The sequence below is a fragment of the Pseudomonas sp. NPDC089428 genome (assembly GCF_044749325.1).
GTDB lineage: Bacteria > Pseudomonadota > Gammaproteobacteria > Pseudomonadales > Pseudomonadaceae > Aquipseudomonas.
Genome location: NZ_JBIVHT010000001.1, coordinates 452,990 through 474,975, shown reverse-complemented (window position 1 = coordinate 474,975; position 21,986 = coordinate 452,990). Strand labels below are relative to the sequence as shown.

At 59.9% G+C, this 21,986-nt stretch carries 18 protein-coding genes and 1 pseudogene; 9 read left to right on the top strand and 10 right to left on the bottom strand.

Going from position 1 to position 21,986, the window contains the following annotated elements; all coding sequences use genetic code 11:
• Window positions 1–158: 158 nt before the first annotated feature.
• From ACIPZ5_RS02505 to ACIPZ5_RS02475, 7 genes and pseudogenes are all read left to right on the top strand, one after another.
• Window positions 159–941 carry a YqcI/YcgG family protein gene (locus ACIPZ5_RS02505; RefSeq protein WP_261940658.1) on the top strand — a complete coding sequence of 261 codons (783 nt, stop codon included), beginning with the start codon at window positions 159–161 and terminating at the stop codon, window positions 939–941.
• A gap of 2 nt (window positions 942–943) precedes the next feature.
• The gene (locus ACIPZ5_RS02500; RefSeq protein ID WP_261940659.1) at window positions 944–1,573 is read left to right on the top strand and encodes a LysE family translocator; all 630 of its coding nucleotides are present in this window, start codon (window positions 944–946) and stop codon (window positions 1,571–1,573) included.
• Between the two features lie 41 nt (window positions 1,574–1,614).
• On the top strand, window positions 1,615–2,709 hold the full coding sequence (locus tag ACIPZ5_RS02495) for a hypothetical protein (protein WP_343595023.1): 1,095 nt from the start codon (window positions 1,615–1,617) through the stop codon (window positions 2,707–2,709).
• A 156-nt stretch (window positions 2,710–2,865) separates the two neighbouring features.
• Window positions 2,866–3,555 (top strand): annotated as a pseudogene (locus tag ACIPZ5_RS02490) (sel1 repeat family protein).
• Between the two features lie 175 nt (window positions 3,556–3,730).
• Window positions 3,731–4,432, top strand: coding sequence for an AzlC family ABC transporter permease (locus ACIPZ5_RS02485; RefSeq protein ID WP_400806453.1), 702 nt, complete (start codon window positions 3,731–3,733; stop codon window positions 4,430–4,432).
• Window positions 4,429–4,743 (top strand): AzlD domain-containing protein, encoded by a 315-nt coding sequence (locus ACIPZ5_RS02480; RefSeq protein WP_343595017.1) that lies wholly within the window; start codon window positions 4,429–4,431, stop codon window positions 4,741–4,743. Before ACIPZ5_RS02485 ends, ACIPZ5_RS02480 begins: the two co-directional genes overlap by 4 nt.
• Window positions 4,740–5,576, top strand: coding sequence for an AraC family ligand binding domain-containing protein (locus ACIPZ5_RS02475; RefSeq protein WP_400806450.1), 837 nt, complete (start codon window positions 4,740–4,742; stop codon window positions 5,574–5,576). Before ACIPZ5_RS02480 ends, ACIPZ5_RS02475 begins: the two co-directional genes overlap by 4 nt.
• 12 nt (window positions 5,577–5,588) lie before the next feature.
• Here the strand turns inward: ACIPZ5_RS02475 and dinB are convergent, their stop codons facing one another.
• The 5 genes from dinB to speD are packed head-to-tail and all read right to left on the bottom strand — an operon-like array spanning window position 5,589 to window position 11,724.
• A complete protein-coding gene (gene dinB / locus ACIPZ5_RS02470; protein ID WP_400806447.1) occupies window positions 5,589–6,698 on the bottom strand; it encodes a DNA polymerase IV in 1,110 nt (369 codons plus the stop codon).
• Window positions 6,691–8,736, bottom strand: a complete 2,046-nt coding sequence (locus ACIPZ5_RS02465; protein WP_400806444.1) for an ornithine decarboxylase — start codon at window positions 8,734–8,736, stop codon at window positions 6,691–6,693. Before ACIPZ5_RS02465 ends, dinB begins: the two co-directional genes overlap by 8 nt.
• Window positions 8,714–9,931 carry an MFS transporter gene (locus ACIPZ5_RS02460; protein ID WP_400806440.1) on the bottom strand — a complete coding sequence of 406 codons (1,218 nt, stop codon included), beginning with the start codon at window positions 9,929–9,931 and terminating at the stop codon, window positions 8,714–8,716. The genes ACIPZ5_RS02465 and ACIPZ5_RS02460 overlap by 23 nt, the downstream gene beginning before the upstream one ends.
• Entirely contained in the window at window positions 9,912–11,351 is a 1,440-nt protein-coding gene (locus tag ACIPZ5_RS02455; protein WP_400806437.1) for a coproporphyrinogen-III oxidase family protein, read from the bottom strand. Before ACIPZ5_RS02455 ends, ACIPZ5_RS02460 begins: the two co-directional genes overlap by 20 nt.
• Complete coding sequence (gene speD, locus ACIPZ5_RS02450) at window positions 11,335–11,724, bottom strand: adenosylmethionine decarboxylase (protein WP_400806434.1); 390 nt, start codon at window positions 11,722–11,724, stop codon at window positions 11,335–11,337. Before speD ends, ACIPZ5_RS02455 begins: the two co-directional genes overlap by 17 nt.
• A 514-nt stretch (window positions 11,725–12,238) precedes the next feature.
• Between speD and ACIPZ5_RS02445 the strand changes: the two genes are divergently transcribed.
• Entirely contained in the window at window positions 12,239–12,466 is a 228-nt protein-coding gene (locus tag ACIPZ5_RS02445) for a hypothetical protein (RefSeq protein WP_400806431.1), read from the top strand.
• 48 nt (window positions 12,467–12,514) lie between these two features.
• Here ACIPZ5_RS02445 and ACIPZ5_RS02440 read toward each other — a convergent pair whose 3' ends face one another.
• From ACIPZ5_RS02440 to ACIPZ5_RS02420, 5 genes are all read right to left on the bottom strand, one after another.
• Complete coding sequence (locus ACIPZ5_RS02440; RefSeq protein ID WP_400806428.1) at window positions 12,515–13,003, bottom strand: copper chaperone PCu(A)C; 489 nt, start codon at window positions 13,001–13,003, stop codon at window positions 12,515–12,517.
• Window positions 13,003–13,611: an SCO family protein gene (locus ACIPZ5_RS02435; RefSeq protein WP_060511040.1), complete on the bottom strand. Its 609-nt coding sequence runs from the start codon at window positions 13,609–13,611 to the stop codon at window positions 13,003–13,005. The genes ACIPZ5_RS02440 and ACIPZ5_RS02435 overlap by 1 nt, the downstream gene beginning before the upstream one ends.
• A 197-nt stretch (window positions 13,612–13,808) precedes the next feature.
• The gene (gene nfuA, locus ACIPZ5_RS02430; RefSeq protein WP_016393607.1) at window positions 13,809–14,393 is read right to left on the bottom strand and encodes a Fe-S biogenesis protein NfuA; all 585 of its coding nucleotides are present in this window, start codon (window positions 14,391–14,393) and stop codon (window positions 13,809–13,811) included.
• 58 nt (window positions 14,394–14,451) lie between these two features.
• A complete protein-coding gene (locus ACIPZ5_RS02425; protein ID WP_400806426.1) occupies window positions 14,452–15,486 on the bottom strand; it encodes an acyltransferase family protein in 1,035 nt (344 codons plus the stop codon).
• A 233-nt stretch (window positions 15,487–15,719) separates the two neighbouring features.
• Window positions 15,720–18,020, bottom strand: a complete 2,301-nt coding sequence (locus ACIPZ5_RS02420; protein WP_400806692.1) for a fatty acid cis/trans isomerase — start codon at window positions 18,018–18,020, stop codon at window positions 15,720–15,722.
• 181 nt (window positions 18,021–18,201) lie between these two features.
• Between ACIPZ5_RS02420 and metH the strand changes: the two genes are divergently transcribed.
• Window positions 18,202–21,909 carry a methionine synthase gene (gene metH, locus ACIPZ5_RS02415; protein ID WP_343594997.1) on the top strand — a complete coding sequence of 1,236 codons (3,708 nt, stop codon included), beginning with the start codon at window positions 18,202–18,204 and terminating at the stop codon, window positions 21,907–21,909.
• The last annotated feature ends 77 nt before the right edge of the window (window positions 21,910–21,986 follow it).

Below are 21,986 nucleotides of genomic sequence, written 5' to 3'. Positions count from 1 at the left end.
GCCCTCGAAGCATGAGTGAGACTAATAGTAGGTCATAGTTCCACGCGTTTTACAACGTGAAGAGCGTCTCAGAAAATGCAGGTAAATAACAAAGATAAGTATCCAACCTGCCTGCATAAGAGTGGAACGCTCTCTTACTTAAATCTCCTGGGGAAATCATGTTTACGGTTTATGGAAACTGCTATCGCCTGGATGCGCTAGAGCTGGCCGATGAACATGTACGGAACACTCAGCACTGGACGCACCAAACCATACAGCATTTTCGCAGCGTGCTCGCCAACCCCGACTTTCCGTGCCTGTTCGGCCGCAAAGCAGTAGCTGGGGCATCCTGCCACATCCTCTTCGCCCGTGCCGAGCAACTGGCCGATGATATCGCCCAGGGCCTGGCGGAGTACGTGCGCACCATCACCCCCGTGCCGATCAAACAGCGCATCGGCAGCCCGCTGGTGGTGTTTCTCGAAACGGCCATCGACACCAGCCTGGCCGAGCAACAGGCGCTGGCCTGGAAGGTACTGCGTGGGGTCCACGCCCGTGACCCGCATCCGTGGCCACAGGCGATCCCCACCGACCCGCACGACAACGCCTGGTCGTTCTGCTATGCCGGCATGCCGCTGTTCATCAACATGAACTTCCCCGGCCACCAGCAGATGAAAAGCCGCAACCTGGGCCCGCATATCACCTTCGTCATCAACCCGCGGGAGAACTTCGACGAAGTGGCCAACGCCAGCACCGAAAGCGGGCAACGCATTCGTGCCCGCATTCGAGATCGGGTGCGCCACTACAACGACGGGGTCATGCCCGAAACCCTGGGCTTCTTTGGCCAGGACGACAACTTCGAATGGAAGCAGTACCAACTGCAGGAAGCAGGCTCGCTCAATCCGTCGCGCTGCCCCTTTCATGCCCACGCCCATGCGACACCCGACACTCTGATCGAGAACTGACCGTGAATACCGCACTGACACTGACTTACGCACTCACCGTCCTGCTGTTGATCGCCACCCCTGGCCCGGTGGTGGCGCTGATCGTCAACACCGCCGCGGCCTCCGGCTCGCGCAAGGCCATGTTTACCGCCGTTGGCACCAACTGGGCCTCACTGGTACTGATCGGCGCCGCCGCCTGGGTCATCCTCACCAGTGCCGCCATCGACAAGGCCTGGCTCAGCGGCATGAGCCTGCTGGGCTGCCTGTTCATCGGCTACATCGCCGTGGGCACCCTGCGCGAGTGCCTGCAGGCGCCTGCCGCCGACGAGGCCGATGTACAACCGGCCAAAGCCGGGCGCGGTGGGTTGTGGCAAGGCTTCATGGTGGGCATTTCCAACCCGAAGGACATCATCTTCTTCATCGCCTTCTTCCCGCAGTTCATCCAGATCACCGAATCGTTCGGCAAGAGCATGGTGGTGCTGTCGCTGTTGTGGGTACTGATCGATTTTGCCGTGCTCAGCCTGTACATCTTCGCCATCGGCAAGATCACCTCGCAACGCAGCAACCGCCTGATCTCCCTGGCCTCGGGGGTCGTCCTGCTGCTGATCGCCGCCGGTGGCCTGGCCTATAACCTCAAGGAGTTGGCGGGCTGAACGCCCTGCGCCGCCGCAATGCCAGCCAGGAAGGAGCGCCCATGACACCGTCCGCAGCCGCCACGCACGTCCCGGGCCTCACTTCGCCACTGCATCAGGACTACCAGCGTTTTCTGCTGCTGGGCAACCGCCGCGCACCGCACACCCTGCATGTGCACGAGAGCGGCTACCGCTCCGGCACCATCAACACCGATGCCCTTGGCCTGCGCTACAGCCATTGCGCCGGCAAGCGCTTCTCCGCCGCCGAACGCGGCGGTGCACCGCGCATCAACCTGCTGGTCGGCGGCTCCACCGCCCTGGGTATCGGCGCAAGCTCCGATGAACATACGGTGGCCTCGCACCTGTCGATGCTGACCGGTGAAGTCTGGCTGAGCCTGGCCGGCTGTGGGCTCAACGCCAGCCAGGAACTGCTGTTGTTCCTGACCCACCAGCACCGCTTCGGCGAAGTCGGCCATGTGGTGCTGCTCAGCGGCCTGAACACCTTGGCCCATGAGGCCCTCGGCGAAGTCCTGGCAGGCCCGCACGGACCACAACAGGCCAAGGCTCTCCAGGCCTACCTGAACAGTTTCAACGAGGGCATGCCGCCTGTTGGCCCGGCTCGCCGGGCGACGCTGTGGCAACGCCTGGGCCAGGCACTGGCACCGCGGCGCAACGAACCGGCCCCCAGCTGGCCGCTGTCCGCCCCGGAAAAACGCCTGGCGCGAGCCGCCGACAGCATCGGCCGCACCTTGCGCCAATGGGACCGCATGCTGGCTGACAGCCACGCCTCCCTGACCTTCATCCTCCAGCCCCTGCTGCCCTGGTGCCGAGAAACCCTGCCGGCGGGTGAGCAGGCGATGCTGACCGCCCTGCAACAGCAACCGGCGAATTTCGATCGCCTGCTTGAGGGCACATTCGACAGCCAGCTGCATACAGCCTTCTTCCGCCGCATCAAGAGCCAGGCAGACCCGGTGCCCTGCTACGACATGAACAGCATGCTCAGCAGTTCGCCGGTATTCGGCGCCGATCTCTTCGTCGACCGCCTGCACCTGAACGACCTGGGCAACAATGCCCTGGCCAAGGTGATCACTGCCAAACTGGGGCTGGCCCAGGAACGACACGCACTGCGCAAGGTCACACCGATCAAGCTGGTCTGACAGCCGACCGTCGGGGTTTCGATTTCAGCCCGCGCTTGGCTAGAATATCCCGTCGTTCCGATTCGCCCGAGGCGTACGCGCAGTTGTGATCAATCATCAAGCCGCTCACCCTGACCTGGCAGCCTGCTGGCCCCGTTCGTTGCCCGGGGCACGCCTGTGAGCCGCGCCGCGCTGGCGCCGGCGCTGCTCATCGCGCTGTCGCCGGTTACCGCAAACGCGCTCGAAGTTCGCATCGACCCACACGCCGACCTGCTTTACCGCCAGGCACTGCCGCTGCTGTAGCAGGCCGAAAACCAGGACGACAACGGCACCCTGCGCATCGCCATCGGCGTTGACCCGGAGCTCAACCGCCAGGGCCGGGCGATGGCACAGACCCTGCCGACGGCAGTGGCGTTGCTGAAAAAGTCGGTGGAGCTTGGCCACCCGGTGGCGCAGTATCGCCTGGCGCTGTACTACACCACTTACCTGCCTGCAGCACAGATCGCCGATGCCGCCTGCCCGCTGCTGGAAGCCAGCCTGAAACAAGGCTTTGCACCACCGGCAACAGTGATTGCCAGCTGGTGCGCACCCTACAACACCAGCCCGGCCTACCGCGAAGCCCTCGAAGCGATCCCGAGCATGGCCACCTTGTACGCACCTTATTACCCGCAGCCGGCCACACGCCTGGCCTGCAGCCGCAGCCACCCGCAGGGGCTGCAGATGCAGTGGGGGCGCCAGCGCGACTACCAGGCCGAGGTCTACCGGCTGCTCAGTGAGCTGGATCCACAACATCGCCAGGCACTGCTGCAGAAAGCCGTGGACATCAATGGCTGCGTGGCGGCGCAGCAGCGGCTGACCAGGCGATAATTGCCTGTACCGGCCCTTCGCGGCTGAAGCCGCTGCTGCAGGTCAACGCTTTCCCTGTAGGTGCGGCTTCAGCCGCGAAGGGCCAGTGCAGGCAGCAAACAAGCAAGATCGTTCAAGCCACCCGCCCCACGGCTCTGTCATGCTGCCCTACCTCGCAAAATGTGTCGCAGCCATCATGCCCAGCAGTCCCTCCATCGCCCGCCAAGCTTTCCTGCACGGCGCCATCGCCATCCTGCCGCTGTCCCTGGCCGTCGCCCCCTGGGGCCTGCTCGCCGGTTCCATGGCCATCGAGGCCAATCTCAGCGCCTGGCAAGGCCAGGGCCTGTCGGCGATCGTCTTCGCTGGCGCCGCGCAACTGGTGGCCATCGGCATGCTCAAGGGCGGTGCCAACCTGCTATCGATCCTGCTCACTACCCTGCTGCTGACGTCCCAGCACCTGCTCTATGGCCTGTCCATGCGCCCGGTGCTGTCGAACCAGCCGTTGCGTTGGCGGCTGGGCCTGGGTTTCCTGCTCACCGATGAATTTTTCGCCCTCACCAGCCATTACGACCAGCAGCAGTTCAACCGCTGGTATGCACTCGGTGTTGGCCTGACCTTCTACGTCGCCTGGAACCTGTTCACCCTGGCCGGCATCGTGCTGGGCCAGAACATTCCGCACCTCGACCAGCTCGGCCTGGACTTCTCTATCGTCGCCACCTTCGTCGCACTGATCACGCCACTGGTGCGCAACCTCGCCACCGTGGTGTGTGTGGCCGTGTCGCTGTTCTGCTCAGTGCTGTTCAGCTACTGGCACTGGGAGACCGCGCTGGTCGCCGCCGGCCTGCTGGGCATGGCGGCCGGCTTCTTCTGCCAGAAATTCACCGGAGGCCGCCCATGACCTGGCTGCTGATCTTCGCCATGGGCGCCGTGGTCTTCCTCAACCGCTACGCCTTCCTGGAGCCACGCCTGCCCCTGCGCCTGAGCTCCAACGCCCGGCAGTTCCTCGGCTTCGCCGTGCCCGGCATGCTCACCGCAATCTGTGGGCCGATCATCTTCCTGCCCGACCACCAGCTCGACCTGAGCCCGCTCAACCCTTACCTGCTTGGCGCGCTGGTGGCCGTTGCGCTGGTGCTGTTGACCCGCAGCGTGTTGCTGAGCATGCTGGTGAGCATGTTGATCTTCTTCCTGCTGCGCAGCTGGCTGGCATGAGCACGCCCCTGCGCGAACAGACCCACCTCTGGCAGGCGCCGGCCCTCGGCGACGTCGAGATGCTGCATGCGCGCTACATCCAGCAGCGCTTCGCCCCCCATGTGCATGAAGGCTACGTGTTCACCGTGATCGAGTCGGGCGCGCAGCGCTTCTGGCACCGTGGCAGCGAGCACCTGGCGCCGGTCGGCAGCATGGTGCTGATCAACCCGGACGAGCTGCACACCGGCGCCACCGCCCACGAAGCCGGCTGGCGTTACCGAGGGTTCTATCCGGAGCATGAACGGGTCACCGGCGTGCTGGACGAGCTCGAGCTGAGCCGCCACGGCATGCCGCGCTTCAATGACAGCGTGATCCAGGACCCGGCCCTGGCGCAGGCCTTCAGCCAGTTGCACCAGCTGTCGGAAGCCGGTGCCAGCGCCTTGGAGCAACAGACCGCCTGGCGCCAGGCGGTACTGGCCCTGGTGCAGCGCCACGGCCATTGCCCCGAACCCACGGCCCCTGGCAACGAACCGCTGGCGGTGGCGCGTGCGCGGGAACTGCTGGAAAGCCAGTTGGCTGACCCGCCGTCACTGGAGGCCCTGGCCGCTGCGGTCAACCTGTCGCCCTTCCACTTCGCCCGCGTGTTCCGCCAGGCCACCGGCCTGCCACCGCACGCCTGGCTCAAGCAACGGCGCCTGGCGCGGGCAAGGGAGTTTCTGAAAAGCGGATTGGCGGCCTCCGACGTGGCGTTCACCCTGGGGTTTGCCGATCAGAGCCACTTGAGCCGGCAGTTCAAGCAGGCCTACGGAGTGACTCCGGGGGTGTATCGGCAGGCTTGCATTCAATCACTTTGACTAACCACTTGTTCAAAACGCCAGTTCTAATTGCAAGGGATCACGCGAGTTACGGCGAACCCTGACTGCAATACCGACTAGACGTACCGCACGCCCTTGGCGTTTGGTATTCCAAAGCATTTTAAGCAAGCCATGTAAAATCTGCGGCTGTAACTCCAGTGCGGGAAATTCGGCACTGGCGATTGAAAAATCAGAGAACTTGAGTTTGACGAGATTCCTGACAATTGGTGGCTTCTCGCCAAGCGCCTCCAGTCGTATTGCTAAAGCTTCGTGTAGCGCATCCAGTTCTCTGATACAGCGATCAAGGTCATCACAGTCACTGGGCAACGTATGCTCAACGCCCAAGGACTGGACTACCCCAGGTTTCCCCTCGCTACCTTCATTACCTCGGCAACGCTCCCAAACGTAGAAACCGTGAGCTCCAAGGTGACGTAAAAGTGCCGGAATCATTTCATCAGTGACATCTGCACATCTCATGCACCCCATGGCTTTAAGTACAGCCCAGGTCTTGGGGCCTACGCCAGGAATTTTACGGATGTCAAGATTTGCGAGATAGGACTGTACCTGATCCGGTGCGATAACAAACTGACCATTGGGCTTATTAACCTCCGAAGCAATTTTTGCCAAGTATTTCAATGGCGCGATACCAGCCGAAGCCGTCAATTGCAACTCTTGTTTGATCGCAGCGCGAATCTTGACCGCCATGTGCGTCGCGGATCCGTTGCAATGTACCTGCCCCGTCACATCCAGTGTGGCCTCGTCCAGAGAGAGAAATTCGACGCTCGGGGTAAAGCGCCGGAAAATGCTGTCCAGTTGGCGGGTCACTGCCTCATATCGCTCAAAGCGCACTGGCAACAAGACCAAGTCCGGGCATAATCGCTGTGCAGTGGCAGTTGCCATGCCGCTTCTGACACCAAACTCTCTGGCAATGTAGTTAGATGTGCTGATCACGCCGCGGTCGATCGCCTTGCCGCCGACTGCAACTGGCTGCTCACGTAGCCATGGAGCATCCAGCAACTCGACGGCAACGAAGTAGGAGTCCATGTCAACATGAATGAACTTGCGCCCGTGACCTTGTACTTCCTTGACCCCGTAACCGGAAAATTCGGGGCGTTCAATCAAGTACGAATACCTCAAATGCAACCGAGTCATCCGTCTTGTGAACTGCATGCACTCCCTGAATGTGCGGAGCAAATTCGGGAAACTGCACGGACAACGCTTCGACAGCCCGCAGATAGTCAACCAAAGCATTTGTCCATCGCTCACCAGGGGCAATGCACATGATCCCAGGCGGGTACGGGATAACGCCCTCGGCAGCGACTCGGCCGACAACCTGCTCTAGGGGTTTCAGGCGCGCCATACCTCGTATGAACTGCTGGTTGGCTTCATAGGGTGAGCAACTAGTTCGCACAGTTCCGATGGAGCTAAAAATTTCACTTTGCCGGTGCTCGACCTCGTGTTCGCGATAAAGCCTGTTAATGTGATTACTGAGCGCTGCAAGGGTCAGCCCCTGATAGTGGTCAGGGGCCACACGTAGTGAGGGCAATAATTGTAGTACCGCTGTACCTGCAAGAAAATGCGTTTCAAATGCTTCGAGGGCATCTACCAGTTTGATCAACTCGGCACTGTCACTGGAGGGTGTCATCAGCAGTGTGAACGTGTAGAAATCCGTTTTCTCAGGGGTAAAGTTGCTGTCTCGCAGATACTGAGCAACAACACACGCAGGGATATCGAACTCCCCTCGCGTGGTGAAAATGACCTTGCAAGGGTCTACATAATGCAAGCCAGGCTCGATTGGTAATGCCCCTTGTGCCAAATACTCGTGCGGGGTGTTTGGGAGAGATGAATTAAGTGGCTGGATAAACCTGCAACGGTGTACGACCTGATCACGCAATAGCTGCGCAGCGGTCAACGCCCGTCGCCAGTGGCGCTCGCCTTCACCATCAGCAAGCATGGCAGCGTTCACCTCCAGTGACATGAATAAGGGGTACGAGGGGCTGGTTGAAGCGTGCATCATGAACGCGGAATTGAAGACGGGCCATGGGCAGTAACTCGGCAAGTGGCCAATATGTTTGTCCTTTTTGTGAATCTGCGACGCCTGTGACAGACCGGACATCTGTTTGTGCACCGATTGAGTCACGACAATGCCAGGAGAAGACTCGGTGAGTTGGAGGTTGAGCGGCGACAGGCTGGACAGAGCTGGAACAAAAGGCTCGTACCCTGCCCAAGCTCCATCGAACAATATGTAGTCACAGAGGTGACCAATGCGTGCCAACAGTGCTCCTGCACTGACCACTACCCCATCGCACGTTGCTTGCTGGATCACCGCTAAACGAAAGGGCCTAGGTTCGCAAGCCCGCCGCTCACAAATATCTGCCACCCTGGTTCGCAAATGGTCCTCACCCAAGGAGCCCGCGCGATAGCCCCCCAACAGTCCACGCTCATCCCGCACATTGTCCAAGTACACCGGCAATGCGCCGCACTGGAGCAATGCCCCAAGAAACACCGATTTGTGGTTGTTACGATCCATCAACACCAGATCCCCGGCAGCCAAAAGCGCACTGGCAACAACCTTGTTGGCAGTAGACGTGCCATTAAGTACAAACCAGGTATCGTCAGCACCGAAAACGCTCGCTGCCAGCTGCTCAGCCTCAAGCACCGGGCCCTCGTGACACAGCACATCCCCCAATTCCGGCGCTGCGTGCGGTATATCTACATGGAATACCCCTGACCCCAGCAATCGTCTGAAACGGGCTCCGGCGGGGTGTTGTTGCAAGCAATCCCCTCCCTGGTGCCCAGGGCATGCAAAGGTTGGCCGACGCTTGTCGACAAAGTTCGCAACTGTACGTGTAAAGGGGGGCAGTACCTGCATTTCAAAAGCGTGCGCGATAGCAACCAACCGGCCCTTGTCATACTCCGACAACGGCAATTTCAGGCACCTTTCATGATTTGTCCAAGAAGAATCATCGTTAGGGTTGGCAACAATAAAAAACGGTAAATTCCACCGCTCCGTTGCCTCACGAACATCCGCTTGCAAAGCATCAAGAGGCGTCAGCAATAAAACGGAAGCAAGCGTCAAGTTCCCTGAAAGAGGTGCAGTTATCACACCCTCCCATGCATCCACGTCCAGCGTCGCGCTATAAACGACCGTCGGAATCATAGTTACGCCCTCTTATGCTCCAGACCATTGGCGCGACAAACAACATTAGCGCCATCCAGATAAACGTTGCTGACCCTGCGAATACAAAAACCAGACTGGCAATTAGCCCAGAAGCAGCATCACCAACAACAGCAGTAAAATAGTAAAGAGAAAAGTTTCTTCCAACCTCATGATCGCTCGACAAACATTGTATGTTGGTAACTATCGCAATATCGACAAACGCACCAACAAAACCAACCATAAACAGGATCATCAGAAAGAGCCAGCTGCTGAATTTCAGCGCCACCGCGGCAGCAAAAAAAAGGGCACCATAGACAACCCAAAACCGCAGTACCAATCGTACTGTCGTCTGCTTGTTGAAGTGCGTATAGAGCACTCCCCCCAGTACAGTACCAGCTGCAAGCAGCGAGAAAACGTACCCAACCACCTCTTCAGAGGCGAAATAATCTATCACTGTGGCTGGGAGGATGAAGCGGATTACGGAGGTGGCAAACAGCGCACAGACAGTGGTACAGCAAATAACTGCGAACAACGGCGCATTGTTAGCCTTGAGCTGGCTTACGCTATGTACAGCATCCCGAAGCAATGCCAGCCCATCCAGTTCCTGACGGGTACTTCGCCCGGACTTTTCAAGGAAAGCGATGGACATACCCGAGGCTAACAGGCAAATTGCGAAGAATAAGAACGTTGCCTCACGAAACAACAGCAATACGCATGCCGCGAACACCAGTGGACCCACAATTGAAGCAGCATCCTCGATAACCTGAATACCACTATTGGCCGACGCGAGCCGATCTTTTTCGATAAGATCGGGAAAGTATGCACGAAAGGTGGGGACATAAAGGCATTCAAGGGCCGTCATGACCATCGCAAGGCATATCACAGCAGGTAATGCTGGCGCATACAGGGTGAGCAACACGAAAAAAGCAAGTGCCAAAACACTTTTGAATATTTCGACCCTGAATAGGGTTTGTCTTTTGTCGACGTTATCCGCCAACCACCCACCCAAAGGCGAAAACACCACAGTTGGCAAATAGCGAAAAAAGTACGCAATGCCAATCAACAGCATATCCGCGTTAGTCATGGAAACGATTGTTACAGCGAATGCGGCTTCGAATGCAAATTCACCACACTTGGATAAACAATACCCCAACGCTAGAACTCTGGTCCCGCGATTATGAATCAACGCCTGCATGTCGCTTGATTCCTAAACCTGTGGTATAAATCAACTCGTGCTCGGTTATCTCACGCCCTGCCACATTAAGACGCTCGTAAACCAGCTTTTTGAGTATGTCCTGCTCACTTGCCGGCATCAGGAAAAACATGATGTTGCTATACCAAAGCCAGCCAAGCCGGGTTAGTCGGTAAAAATGAGAATCCTCCAGCACCAGACCCGCCCGTATCAGTGCATCGAGTCGACGCTTCAGCGTTTCAGGCACCTGATCTAGCTCAACCAAGCGCTTGTCCATGGAGCCGTGATATGCAAGGCGAACCACGAGCGGCTTGACTACATCGAGCAGTGGGTCATGTCCGCTTACCTGACACAGGTGCTCTCCGGCCGTCATACACTGGGTATATTTCTCACGTAATGACACATTGGTGATTACGTGCCCCGCCACAGATGATATGGCGCCCACACCGAAACCGAGCAGATCATGATCTGCGTAGCCATATACATGTTCGTGGTAGATGAAAGAGTACGTATCGGTGAAAAGCGCACTATCAGCGCCTGGCCCGCGTACGTAACCGTGGCCATTGTAGGGAACAAAGCCATACTGCCGCAGATGCTCGTCCAGCATGAACTTCATGTTCAATTTGCGAATAGCTGGCATAACCTCATTGAAGCGAGCTTTGATTTGCTTATGCAGTTTGACTGATGTAGCAGCGTTATTAATGGGATAGATATCAATATTGGTAACGCCTAACTCTACCGCCTTGTCAATATCGGCAAGTGTCTGCTGCTCACCACTGCCGTTCATGCCATACAGGATGTCACAGAGCACATGCCCGAAATGGGCATTCAACCGTTCAGCCGCACGCTCAACCTTGCCAAGATCAGGATCGAGATTGAACAGCTTGCGCCATTCAGGATCTGTCGTCTGCAATCCAAAGCGCGCATGGGTAACTCCGATCGCAGCCAGTGCTCGGGCCCGCTCCTCAGTGACGCTGGTAACATTGAACTCGAATGAGAACTCTTCTACAGCGCTCATATCAAAATGACGATGTAGCGCTTCGCCAATATCTTCAATATTTCGCCGCGACAACAATGAGGGCGTTCCCCCACCGAAAAATATTGCCCTGACAGGGACCGCTTTCAAATCGATAACTTCTGCCTTATATTCAATTTCACTGATCAACGCCTGCGTGTAGCGATCAATATCCTCGGCATTCTTATAGAGCCCCCGCGTGAACGGACAGAACGAACAGATAGCCTCACAGAAAGGAATATGGAAATACAATGCACGCGAACGAGCCTGACGGTTGGCGCCCTCCATTATTTCAGAAAATTGCTGCCTATTCGGTTGATAGACACCGCTCGCCTGAGTAGGAAAGAAGTAGTTATAAAGCGGGAACTGATAATCAAATTTAACCAACCCTCTATCGAGCAACTGCATGTTCCACCCCCGAAATATCGGTCACTACGCTCCCGCGCAGCAACGTCCTCCTATTGACTTGCACACCACAACCGAAAAACGATGAAACCTTGTCATTGATCGCATGATTACTTTTTCCACAGGTGTATACATCTATACTAATATAACCACGCTCAGGGTAAGTGTGATAAGAAAGATGAGATTCTGACAAAAGAAAAAGCCCGGTCACACCTTCCCCACCCGAGGAAAACTTGTGAATCATGTCGCTTATGACAGTGAACCCAGACGACTGCAATGCAGCAAGAAAGAAGCTGTGAAGTGTTTTATCACTGCTCAACAGGTGAGCGCAGACACCAGTGATATCCCAAATGGTGTGGTAGCCACGATCAATCATTAATCATACTCCTATCAAGGAGAAAGTAGGGCGGCACGAGGCCGCCCCACGCTTACCACATACAAACGCCTTTAGTGGTCACGCCAATCACATCAGTTTTAAACAGATCGATTGCAGATTTCATAGATGGACTCCTTTCAGATATTTGAAATTGCCCTTCGCATCGCTAAGGCAAAATCAACCTACAACTCACCCACACCCAAGCACAACTCAAAAGTTGTAACGCAAATGTTGCCAAAAACAGGAAAAGTAGGGAGGAAAAGCGAAATCTCCTACATACATTGGCTGAGCTTTATGGGAGGGGAAAATAGTACGACCTCATAATAGAGCGCCTCTGACATACCGAATGAATGCCAAGCCTCAAGCAGTGCGTCATATAAACTCATCAGAATCTGATTATTTGATACAGCCTCACCATCCGCCCCCTAGCTAAGGCTCACATACGCCCTTGTAAAGCCGGCAATGCCCTGCATTCCCTCTGCTACACTGACAGAGCTGAACGGAGGATACTGCCATGTCCGAAAGAGAGCTCACCACCCTGATAACGCTGATGAACCAGCGCCAAGCCTGCCTGAGCAGTGCCTGCAAGGAAATTGCCGACTGGATCGACCGCCAGGGCGATGTGCCCGCTGCGGGCAAGATCCGCGCCAGCCTCAAGGCGCTGGAGGCCGATGAGGCCCAGGTCCGCAAGACCCTGACCTCGCTGACCCTCGACAGGCCGCTGCCACGCTTCCGTAGCTGAAGCGCGCAGCACAATGAAAAAGGGCCGCTGATGCGGCCCTTTCGTTTGTCAGTGATTCATGTGCATGTGATCATGCCCGGCGCCGGCCTCGGCGTTGAGCGGGCGCACTTCTGCCTGCACCTCGACGGTTTCCTTGGTGCCCTTGGCATCTTCGATGGTCAGGGTCAGCGGGACCTTCTCGCCCTCCTTCACCTGCTGGGTCAGGCCCATCAGCATCACGTGGTAACCATTGGGGTCCAGGTTCACTGGCTTGCCGGCTGGCAGTGCCACGGCCTTGACTTCCTTCATGCCCATCACGTCGCCGTTCATGGTCATCTCGTGCACCTGCACGGTCTTGGCCACCGGCGAAGCCACGCCGACCAGCGTGCTGTCGCTGCTGGCAGTAAGGGTCATGAAGGCGCCGGTGGACGGCTGGTGCGGCACGCTGGCGCGTACCCAGGCGTCGCTCACGGTGGTCTGCGCCAGGGCTGGCAGGGCCAGGCCCAGCAAAGCGATGGCGGCCAGGCCGCGCTTGATCGGTTGCAGTGATACTGCCATTAGCAAATCTCCATCAGGGTTGCCAGGTCTTCAGCGCATTCCTTGGCATTCAGCGAATGGCCCAGGCTCAGGCGCAGGGTGCCACGGGTATCGTAGACGTAGCTGGTGGACGAGTGAGAGATGGTGTAGGTGTCACCGGCCGGAACCTTCTCGTAGAACACCTTGAACTCCTTGGCCACCGCGGCGATTTCTTCCGGGGTGCCAGTCAGGGCGGTGAACGACGGGTCGAAGGCCTTGACGTAGGCATCGAGCACTTCCGGGGTGTCACGCTCCGGGTCCAGGGTGATGAACACCACCTGGAAGATCTCTCGGTCGCGGCCCCTGAGCAGCTTCTTGATCTGAGCCGCACGCGCCAGGGTGGTCGGGCAGACAGCCGGGCACTGGGTGAAACCGAAGAAGATCATCGGCATGCTGCCGTAGAAGCTCGACAAGGTGCGGACATTGCCCTGAGGGTCCTTGAGGCTGAACTTGCGCCCAAGGATTTCGTTGCTCATGTTCTTGCCGTACTTGAACTCGAGCCCCCGGGCCGGGTTGCAGCCTGCCAGCAGGCCGAGCCCGAGAACGCCCATCCCGGCCACAACCGCGCGCCGGGTAAACTGATCATTCATGAAACCATCCTTTAAAGGGAAGGTGCCGACCCTCGGGACGGGCCGGCCGAAAAACCGGGGCATTCTGGCATGACACCCGGTGGGCTTCTACCCGACCAAGGCGGTGATGGCCCGCAGCCCTTTGAATACGGGCTGCGGCCTGTTGTCGCAGGGGTTGAAACCGTAACACTTTGTTGCTAGGCCTTGACCTCGAAAGATCAGTAGTAGGCGTTTTCTTTCTGGCTGTGGTCAGTCACGTCACGCACGCCCTTGAGCTCCGGAATGCGTTCGAGCAAGGTGCGCTCGATGCCTTCCTTGAGGGTCACGTCGGCCTGGCCGCAACCCTGGCAGCCGCCACCGAACTGCAGCACGGCAATGCCGTCGTCGACCACGTCCACCAGGCTCACCTGGCCGCCGTGGCTGGCCAGCCCCGGGTTGATCTCGGTCTGCAGGTAGTAGTTGATACGCTCGTTGATCGGGCTGTCTTCGTTGACCATCGGCACCTTGGCGTTCGGCGCCTTGATGGTCAGCTGGCCGCCCATGCGATCGGTGGCATAGTCGACCAGCGCGTCTTCCAGGAACGGCACGCTGACTGCGTCGAGGTAGGCGGTGAAGCTCTTCAGGCCGACGGGTTCGTCGTCGGGCTTCTCTTCGCCCGGCTTGCAGTAGGCGATGCAGGTCTCGGCGTACTGGGTGCCCGGCTGGGTGATGAAAATACGGATGCCAATGCCAGGCGTATTCTGCTTGGAGAGCAGATCGGCCAGGTAATCATGGGCGGCGTCAGTAATGGTTATAGCGCTCATGGAAGTTCCTCACAGACTTGCGGCCAAGTGTACGCCAACCTGGCCTTTGAACAAAGTCCTAGTATTTGACTCGGGAAAGCGCAAATGCCGGCGTTTGCTCCCGCGGCGCCGCCAGCCAGGCCTGCATCCGCCGGTACAGGCCGCGCTCCAGCCACTGATAGCTGAACCACGACATTAGTCCAATGGACGGCACGCACACGGCGAACACCAGGTACGGGTTAAGGCGCAGGCGCTGGCTGGCGAACCAGCCGGCGTACAGCACCAGCACGTGGATCAGGTACACCGAGTAGGAACAGTCGCCCAGCGCCTTGAGCAGGTGGTTGCCCTTGAAGTACGGCTCCAGGGCGATGAACGCCAGCACGATCATGGCACTCGGTACGCCCCAGTGCAGCAGGCGTTGCGAAGCGTCCAGGTGATAGATCGCATAGCCTGCCACGCCCAGCACCGCCAGCGGCAGCCACAGGCCTTCGCGGATCAGGCCGCGGCGATGCATCACGCCCAGGCCGATGCCCAGCAGGAATTCGTAGATGATGTCGTTGTTGTAGAAGCGGCTGAGCACGCCCATGCGGCCCAGCACCTCGCTGACCAGCAGCAATGCAGCGGTCACCAGCAGCAGGTGGTGGCGCTGGCGCACCAGGAACGCCAGCCCGAACAACAGGTAGAAGAACATCTCGAAGTTCAGCGTCCAGCCCACGTTCAGGGTCGGGTACAAGCCGTAACCACCGGGGTTTTCCGCAGGAATGAACAGCAGCGACAGCAGCAGGTGCTGCCAGTTGAAGGCCTGATGCGGCATCCACTGGCTGAACGCCAGCAACAGCCCAGCCATCAGTGCGGTGTAGAACCAGTAGGCCGGGACGATGCGCAGGGCGCGGTTGAGCAGGAACTGACGCGGTTCGATGGGTTTATCCCGGGTCGACAGGTAGATCACCAGCCCGCTGATGACGAAGAAGATGTCGACACCCACCGCGCCGCGGTCGGTGAGCAGTTGGCCGATGGGGCCGGTGGCATGGAAGTCGAAGAAGATCTGCATGAAATGGTGGCAGACCACCACCCAGGCGGCGAACGCCCGCAGTGCCTGAAGCGAATACAGCATGGAATACCCTGCGATTGCCGGTGCATTGAGGCCCGCATCGAGTGCCCAGGCGAGCGCTGCGCGCTCGTTCGCGGGTAAAACCGCTCCCACAGGGACCGTGCCGACTTCAAGACCAGCGCAGTACCTGTGGGAGCGGGTTTACCCGCCAAGGGCTGCAAAGCAGCCCCCTGCAATCGATCAGGACCACCCAACAAGTCCGACCGCAGCGTATTCGGAAAGGTCAGCCCAACCGATCAGAGGTTCTCGTAGCGGTTCATGTCCAGCACCCCGGCCTCCACAGGCTCGGTCTCCTTGATGTAGGTGTTCAGGTCATGGAAGTAACGCCAGAACTCAGGATTGCTGCGGCGTACGCCCCAGCGCATGACGATGCGCTCGAACTTCGCCGCGTCATCCTTGGCGTACTCCATGTCTTCGACGAACTCCGGCACATCCTTGGCCGGGATGTTGAAGATGAAGTTCGGGTAGCTGCTGAGCACGCCCGGGTACAGGGTCAGGGTGTCCAGCCCCGGCTGGTAGCGGTAGGCCTCACCGAGCAGGAACGCCACGTTGCTGTGCGCGCGGTTGCGCAGCAGGCTGTAGACCTGGCGCTGGCCGCCCTCGCCTTCGATGCGCAGCATGGTTGCCTCAGGCAGCTGGCTGATCACCTTCAAACCGGCAGCCGGGCGCGACACCAGGCGGCTGAGCGACTGCTCGACGTTGCGGAACTCCTCGCTCATCTGCGGCCGTGAGCAATAGGCGCCGGTACAGCGGTTGATCGGGTCTGGCGCAGCATTCAGGCTACCGGTGCGCTGCAGCAGTTTCAGGCCGAAGTCACGCTTGGGGTCGCGCGGGTCGAGCTTGATGCCCGTCGGCGTGTCGGTGTCGATGTCTTCATAATCCATCCACATCTTCACCTTGCCGCTGTTCTGGTACCAGCTGCCGAGGATCTTGCCGCGCTGGTCGGCGGGCATCAGGCGCAGGAAGTTGACCTCGGCACCGTTGCGGATCAGGTCGAAGTACAGGCGCGTCTGCAACTGGTGCGAAACGTTGCCGAACACATCGAAGTTGACCGCCAGCTGGTAATAGGTGCGCTCGAACAAGGGGTAGTCGAACAGCCATACCGTCAGCGGCACATCGCCGATCAGGCCCTTGGTCACCGAGGCACTGTCGAAGTGGCGGAAGATGCTCAGCAGCGCGTTGTCGTTGCCGGCCCACAGGGTCGCCCAGCCCGGCGCGGGCATTTCGGCATAAGCCTCGCGGCGCAGTTTTTCGTAATCGTTGCGCTTGTCGCGGTAGGCATGCCACAGGTTCAGCACGCTGCCGACATCGTCGATCTGCCCCGGCATGGCCAGCAGCGGTGTGGCTTCGCCGCGGTACTTGGCATCGGTGATGTAGCGGTCGTGGGCCGGCTCCTGGAACAGCGCCCAGAAGTTGTCGCGGATCACGTCGGTGGCAATCTGCCCGCGGCACACCGGGCCACGGATGAAGGTGCGCACGAAGTATTCGGCGTTATCCAGCATGAACTGGTAGCGCGCCACCGCCGGGATCGCCTCGAAGGTTTCGAACGGGTTGGCCCGGTGGCGTGGGCCATAGCCCGGCAGCGCGTTGGCGTGCCAGTCGCCGGCATAGAACAGTTGCTTGACGCGCTTGAGCTTCTGCGGCCCCATCGGGTAGGTGATGTGGGTCTTGTGCACGATCACGCCTTGCACCGGGATCAGGCGGTAATAGAAGTCGGTGCCCGGCGGGTCATTGGGGCGGCGTGTGGCGATGATGTCGACCGGCTTGCCGCTTGGCGTGCGCGAGCGCACCCACTGGAAGAAGTGACCCTGCTCGCCACCGACGAAGTAGATGTGCGCGAGGAACAGGTGCTCATACAGCCAGCGGGCAACCAGCGCCTCGGTGGACCCGGGGCGGTTGAGCAGTTCTTCCCAGTCGGCGATCTGCCTGGCCTCGGCCGCGCTTGGCTGGATCGGCTGATACTCGACCGGCGCGCCCGCAGCGAGCCAACGGCGCATCGTGTCGTATTCCTTGTCGGTCAGCCCGGTGACCGCCAGCGGCATGCCTTCCCTGGGGTGGGCGCCAGCGTAGGCGTCGAACTCATGGGGCAGCGGGCACATGTTGTTACGGTTGAGCCCCAGGACAATCTCGTCGGGCAGCTTGGCGTTGGGCGTGAGCGGGGTCTTGTGCCCCAGTTCGAGCATGCGCGCCATCAACGCAGCTTGGCTGCCCTGGTTGTCGAGCACCGAATAGAAGCCCTTCTTGCGCCACTCATCTTCACCGTGGGCATCGTAGAACAACCGCGTGGGAGGCACGGCCTTGCTGCGTTCGCCCTGATACACCGGCACTTTGGTGGCACCGCGCACGGCGCCTTCGGGGCTTTCCAGCTTGAGCTGGCAGGCGGCGTCGTTGCAGGCGTGGCAAGCCACGCATTTCTCGGTGAAGATCGGCTGGATGTCCCGGGTGTAGGAAATGACCGGGCTCGACTGGGGGGCCTGTGCGAACGCCACGCTGCCGATGAGCAGAGCGAAGACGCTGACAAGGATACGATGCACCATGTGCGGAAAGTCCTGGGTATTGAAAGCCATCACGATTTTGCCTGGTCGTCCTTGGGTGCTCTGTTTGCCTGATGACCATCCAACATGAGCAAAATTCATGCAAATGGGCAGTGCGCCTAAAAACCGCGCAGCTTTGTTATGATTCGGCACCTTCTGATATTTGCCCGACCAGGTAGTTCCTATGTCCGACCGCAGCGCTCGTCTCCAAGCACTCCAGAACGCACTCAAAGAGCGCATCCTGATCCTCGACGGCGGCATGGGTACTATGATCCAAAGCTATCGCCTCGAGGAACACGACTATCGTGGCACGCGCTTCGCCGATTGGCCAAGCGACGTGAAAGGCAACAACGACCTGCTGCTGCTCAGCCGCCCGGACGTGATCGCCGCGATCGAGAAAGCCTACCTGGATGCCGGCGCCGATATCCTCGAAACCAACACCTTCAACGCCACGCAGATTTCCCAGGCCGACTACGGCATGGAAGCGCTGGTGTACGAGCTGAACGTCGAGGGTGCGCGAATCGCCCGCCAGGTGGCCGATGCCAAGACCCTGGAGACCCCGGACAAGCCACGCTTCGTCGCCGGCGTGCTCGGCCCGACCAGCCGTACCTGCTCGATCTCCCCGGACGTCAACGACCCCGGCTACCGCAACGTCACTTTCGACGAACTGGTAGCGAACTACATCGAGGCCACCCGTGGCCTGATCGAGGGCGGCGCCGACCTGATCCTGATCGAGACCATCTTCGACACCCTCAACGCCAAGGCAGCGATCTTCGCCGTGCAGCAGGTGTTCGAGGACGACAACGTCGAACTGCCGATCATGATCTCCGGCACCATCACCGACGCCTCTGGCCGTACCCTGTCGGGCCAGACCACCGAAGCGTTCTGGAACTCGGTGCGCCATGCCAAGCCGATCTCCGTGGGCCTGAACTGCGCCCTCGGTGCCAAGGACCTGCGCCCGTACCTGGAAGAGCTGGCAACCAAGGCCGACACCCACGTGTCCGCCCACCCCAACGCCGGCCTGCCGAACGCCTTCGGTGAATATGACGAAACCCCGGCCGAAATGGCGGCGGTGGTCGAGGAATTCGCCGCCAGTGGCTTCCTCAACATCATCGGCGGCTGCTGCGGCACCACCCCGGGGCACATCCAGGCCATCGCCGAGGCCGTGGCCAAGTACAAGCCGCGCGAGATTCCGCAAATCGCCAAGGCCTGCCGCCTGTCGGGCCTGGAGCCGTTCACCATCGACCGCCAGTCGTTGTTCGTCAACGTCGGCGAGCGCACCAACATCACCGGTTCCGCCAAGTTCGCCCGGCTGATCCGTGAGGAGAACTACACCGAAGCCCTGGAAGTCGCCCTGCAGCAGGTCGAGGCCGGCGCCCAGGTGATCGACATCAACATGGACGAAGGGATGCTCGACTCCCAGGCCGCCATGGTCCGCTTCCTCAACCTGATCGCCGGTGAACCGGACATCTCCCGCGTGCCGATCATGATCGACTCGTCGAAGTGGGAGGTGATCGAAGCAGGCCTGAAGTGCATCCAGGGCAAGGGCATCGTCAACTCGATCTCCATGAAGGAAGGCGTCGAGCAGTTCAAGCACCACGCCCGCCTGTGCAAACGCTATGGCGCCGCCGTGGTGGTCATGGCCTTCGACGAGGTCGGCCAGGCCGACACCGCCGCGCGCAAGAAGGAAATCTGCCAGCGCAGCTACGACATCCTGGTCAATGAAGTTGGCTTCCCGCCGGAAGACATCATCTTCGACCCGAACATCTTCGCCGTCGCCACCGGTATCGAAGAGCACAACAACTATGCCGTCGACTTCATCGAGGCCTGTGCCTACATCCGCGATCACCTGCCACACGCGCTGAGCTCGGGCGGTGTCTCCAACGTGTCGTTCTCGTTCCGCGGCAACAACCCGGTGCGTGAGGCGATCCACTCGGTGTTCCTCTACCACGCGATCCAGAACGGCCTGACCATGGGTATCGTCAACGCCGGCCAGCTGGAGATCTACGACGAGATCCCGGCCGCGCTGCGCGAGAAGGTCGAGGACGTGGTGCTCAACCGCACCCCGCACGGCACCGACGCCCTGCTGGCGATTGCCGACGACTACAAAGGCGGCGGCGCGACCAAGGAAGTGGAAAACGAAGAGTGGCGTTCGCTGCCCGTTGAAAAGCGCCTGGAACACGCGCTGGTCAAGGGCATCACCGCCTTCATCGTCGAAGACACCGAAGAATGCCGCCAGCAATGCGCGCGCCCGATCGAAGTCATCGAAGGCCCGCTGATGAACGGCATGAACGTGGTCGGCGACCTGTTCGGCGCTGGCAAGATGTTCCTGCCACAGGTGGTCAAGTCGGCCCGCGTGATGAAACAGGCCGTGGCGCACCTGATCCCGTTCATCGAAGCCGAGAAAGGCGACAAGCCAGAAGCCAAAGGCAAGATCCTGATGGCCACGGTCAAGGGCGACGTGCACGACATCGGCAAGAACATCGTCGGTGTGGTACTGGGCTGCAACGGCTACGACATCGTCGACCTTGGCGTGATGGTGCCCGCCGAGAAGATCCTGCAGACCGCCCGCGAACAGCAGTGCGACATCATCGGCCTGTCCGGCCTGATCACCCCGTCGCTGGACGAGATGGTCCACGTCGCCCGCGAAATGCAGCGCCAGGACTTCCACCTGCCGCTGATGATCGGTGGCGCCACCACCTCCAAGGCCCACACCGCGGTCAAGATCGAGCCGAAGTACAGCAACGACGCGGTGGTCTACGTCACCGACGCCTCGCGTGCCGTGGGCGTGGCCACCCAGCTGCTGTCCAAGGAACTCAAGCCGGGCTTCGTCGAAAAGACCCGCCAGGACTACGTGGAAGTGCGTGAGCGCACCGCCAACCGCAGCGCCCGCACCGAGCGCCTGAGCTACGCCCAGGCCATCGCCGCCAAGCCGCAGTACGATTGGGCTGGCTACCAGCCAGCGGTACCTTCGTTCACGGGCGTCAAGGTGCTGGAAGACATCGACCTGCGCACCCTGGCCGAGTACATCGACTGGACCCCGTTCTTCATTTCCTGGGACCTGGCCGGCAAGTTCCCGCGCATCCTCACCGACGAAGTGGTCGGCGAAGCGGCCACCGCGCTGTACAAGGATGCCCGCGAGATGCTCGACAAGCTGATCGACGAGAAGCTGATCAGCGCACGCGCGGTGTTCGGCTTCTGGCCGGCCAACCAGGTCGCCGATGACGACATCGAAGTCTACGGGGAAGACGGCCAGCCCCTGGCCACCCTGCACCACCTGCGTCAGCAGACCATCAAGCCCGATGGCAAGCCGAACCTGTCCCTGGCCGACTTCGTCGCGCCGAAGGCCAGCGGCGTCACCGACTACGTCGGCGGCTTCATCACCACCGCTGGCATCGGTGCCGAGGAAGTGGCCAAGGCGTACCAGGACAAGGGCGACGACTACAGCTCGATCATGGTCAAGGCGCTGGCCGACCGCCTGGCCGAGGCATGCGCCGAGTGGCTGCACGAGCAGGTGCGCAAAGAGCACTGGGGCTATGCCCGCGACGAGCATCTGGACAACGAGGCGCTGATCAAGGAGCAGTACAGCGGCATCCGCCCTGCCCCGGGCTACCCGGCGTGCCCGGACCACACCGAGAAGGAAACCCTGTTCCGCCTGCTCGATGGCAGCGCGATTGGCGAGACCGGGCCTAGCGGCGTGTTCCTTACCGAGCATTTCGCCATGTTCCCGGCGGCGGCGGTCAGCGGCTGGTACTTCGCGCACCCGCAGGCGCAGTACTTTGCCGTGGGCAAGGTGGACAAGGACCAGATCGAGCGTTACAGCGCGCGCAAGGGCCAGGATGTCAGCGTGAGCGAGCGCTGGCTGGCGCCTAACCTCGGGTACGACAGCTAAGACCGCGTTGGCTTCTTCGCGGGCACGCCCGCTCCCACAGGGATCGCATCCTCCTGTAGGAGCGGGCGTGCCCGCGA

Coding starts and splice junctions, on each gene's coding strand:
- ACIPZ5_RS02440 (WP_400806428.1), bottom strand. CDS start 13,003: ATGGCAGTATCACTGCAACCGATCAAGCGCGGCCTGGCCGCCATCGCT.
- ACIPZ5_RS02485 (WP_400806453.1), top strand. CDS start 3,731: ATGCCCAGCAGTCCCTCCATCGCCCGCCAAGCTTTCCTGCACGGCGCC.
- ACIPZ5_RS02445 (WP_400806431.1), top strand. CDS start 12,239: ATGTCCGAAAGAGAGCTCACCACCCTGATAACGCTGATGAACCAGCGC.
- ACIPZ5_RS02465 (WP_400806444.1), bottom strand. CDS start 8,736: ATGATTCCGACGGTCGTTTATAGCGCGACGCTGGACGTGGATGCATGG.
- ACIPZ5_RS02505 (WP_261940658.1), top strand. CDS start 159: ATGTTTACGGTTTATGGAAACTGCTATCGCCTGGATGCGCTAGAGCTG.
- ACIPZ5_RS02455 (WP_400806437.1), bottom strand. CDS start 11,351: ATGCAGTTGCTCGATAGAGGGTTGGTTAAATTTGATTATCAGTTCCCG.
- ACIPZ5_RS02460 (WP_400806440.1), bottom strand. CDS start 9,931: ATGCAGGCGTTGATTCATAATCGCGGGACCAGAGTTCTAGCGTTGGGG.
- ACIPZ5_RS02435 (WP_060511040.1), bottom strand. CDS start 13,611: ATGAATGATCAGTTTACCCGGCGCGCGGTTGTGGCCGGGATGGGCGTT.
- metH (WP_343594997.1), top strand. CDS start 18,202: ATGTCCGACCGCAGCGCTCGTCTCCAAGCACTCCAGAACGCACTCAAA.
- ACIPZ5_RS02480 (WP_343595017.1), top strand. CDS start 4,429: ATGACCTGGCTGCTGATCTTCGCCATGGGCGCCGTGGTCTTCCTCAAC.
- nfuA (WP_016393607.1), bottom strand. CDS start 14,393: ATGAGCGCTATAACCATTACTGACGCCGCCCATGATTACCTGGCCGAT.
- ACIPZ5_RS02475 (WP_400806450.1), top strand. CDS start 4,740: ATGAGCACGCCCCTGCGCGAACAGACCCACCTCTGGCAGGCGCCGGCC.
- ACIPZ5_RS02420 (WP_400806692.1), bottom strand. CDS start 18,020: ATGGTGCATCGTATCCTTGTCAGCGTCTTCGCTCTGCTCATCGGCAGC.
- ACIPZ5_RS02495 (WP_343595023.1), top strand. CDS start 1,615: ATGACACCGTCCGCAGCCGCCACGCACGTCCCGGGCCTCACTTCGCCA.
- ACIPZ5_RS02425 (WP_400806426.1), bottom strand. CDS start 15,486: ATGCTGTATTCGCTTCAGGCACTGCGGGCGTTCGCCGCCTGGGTGGTG.
- speD (WP_400806434.1), bottom strand. CDS start 11,724: ATGATTGATCGTGGCTACCACACCATTTGGGATATCACTGGTGTCTGC.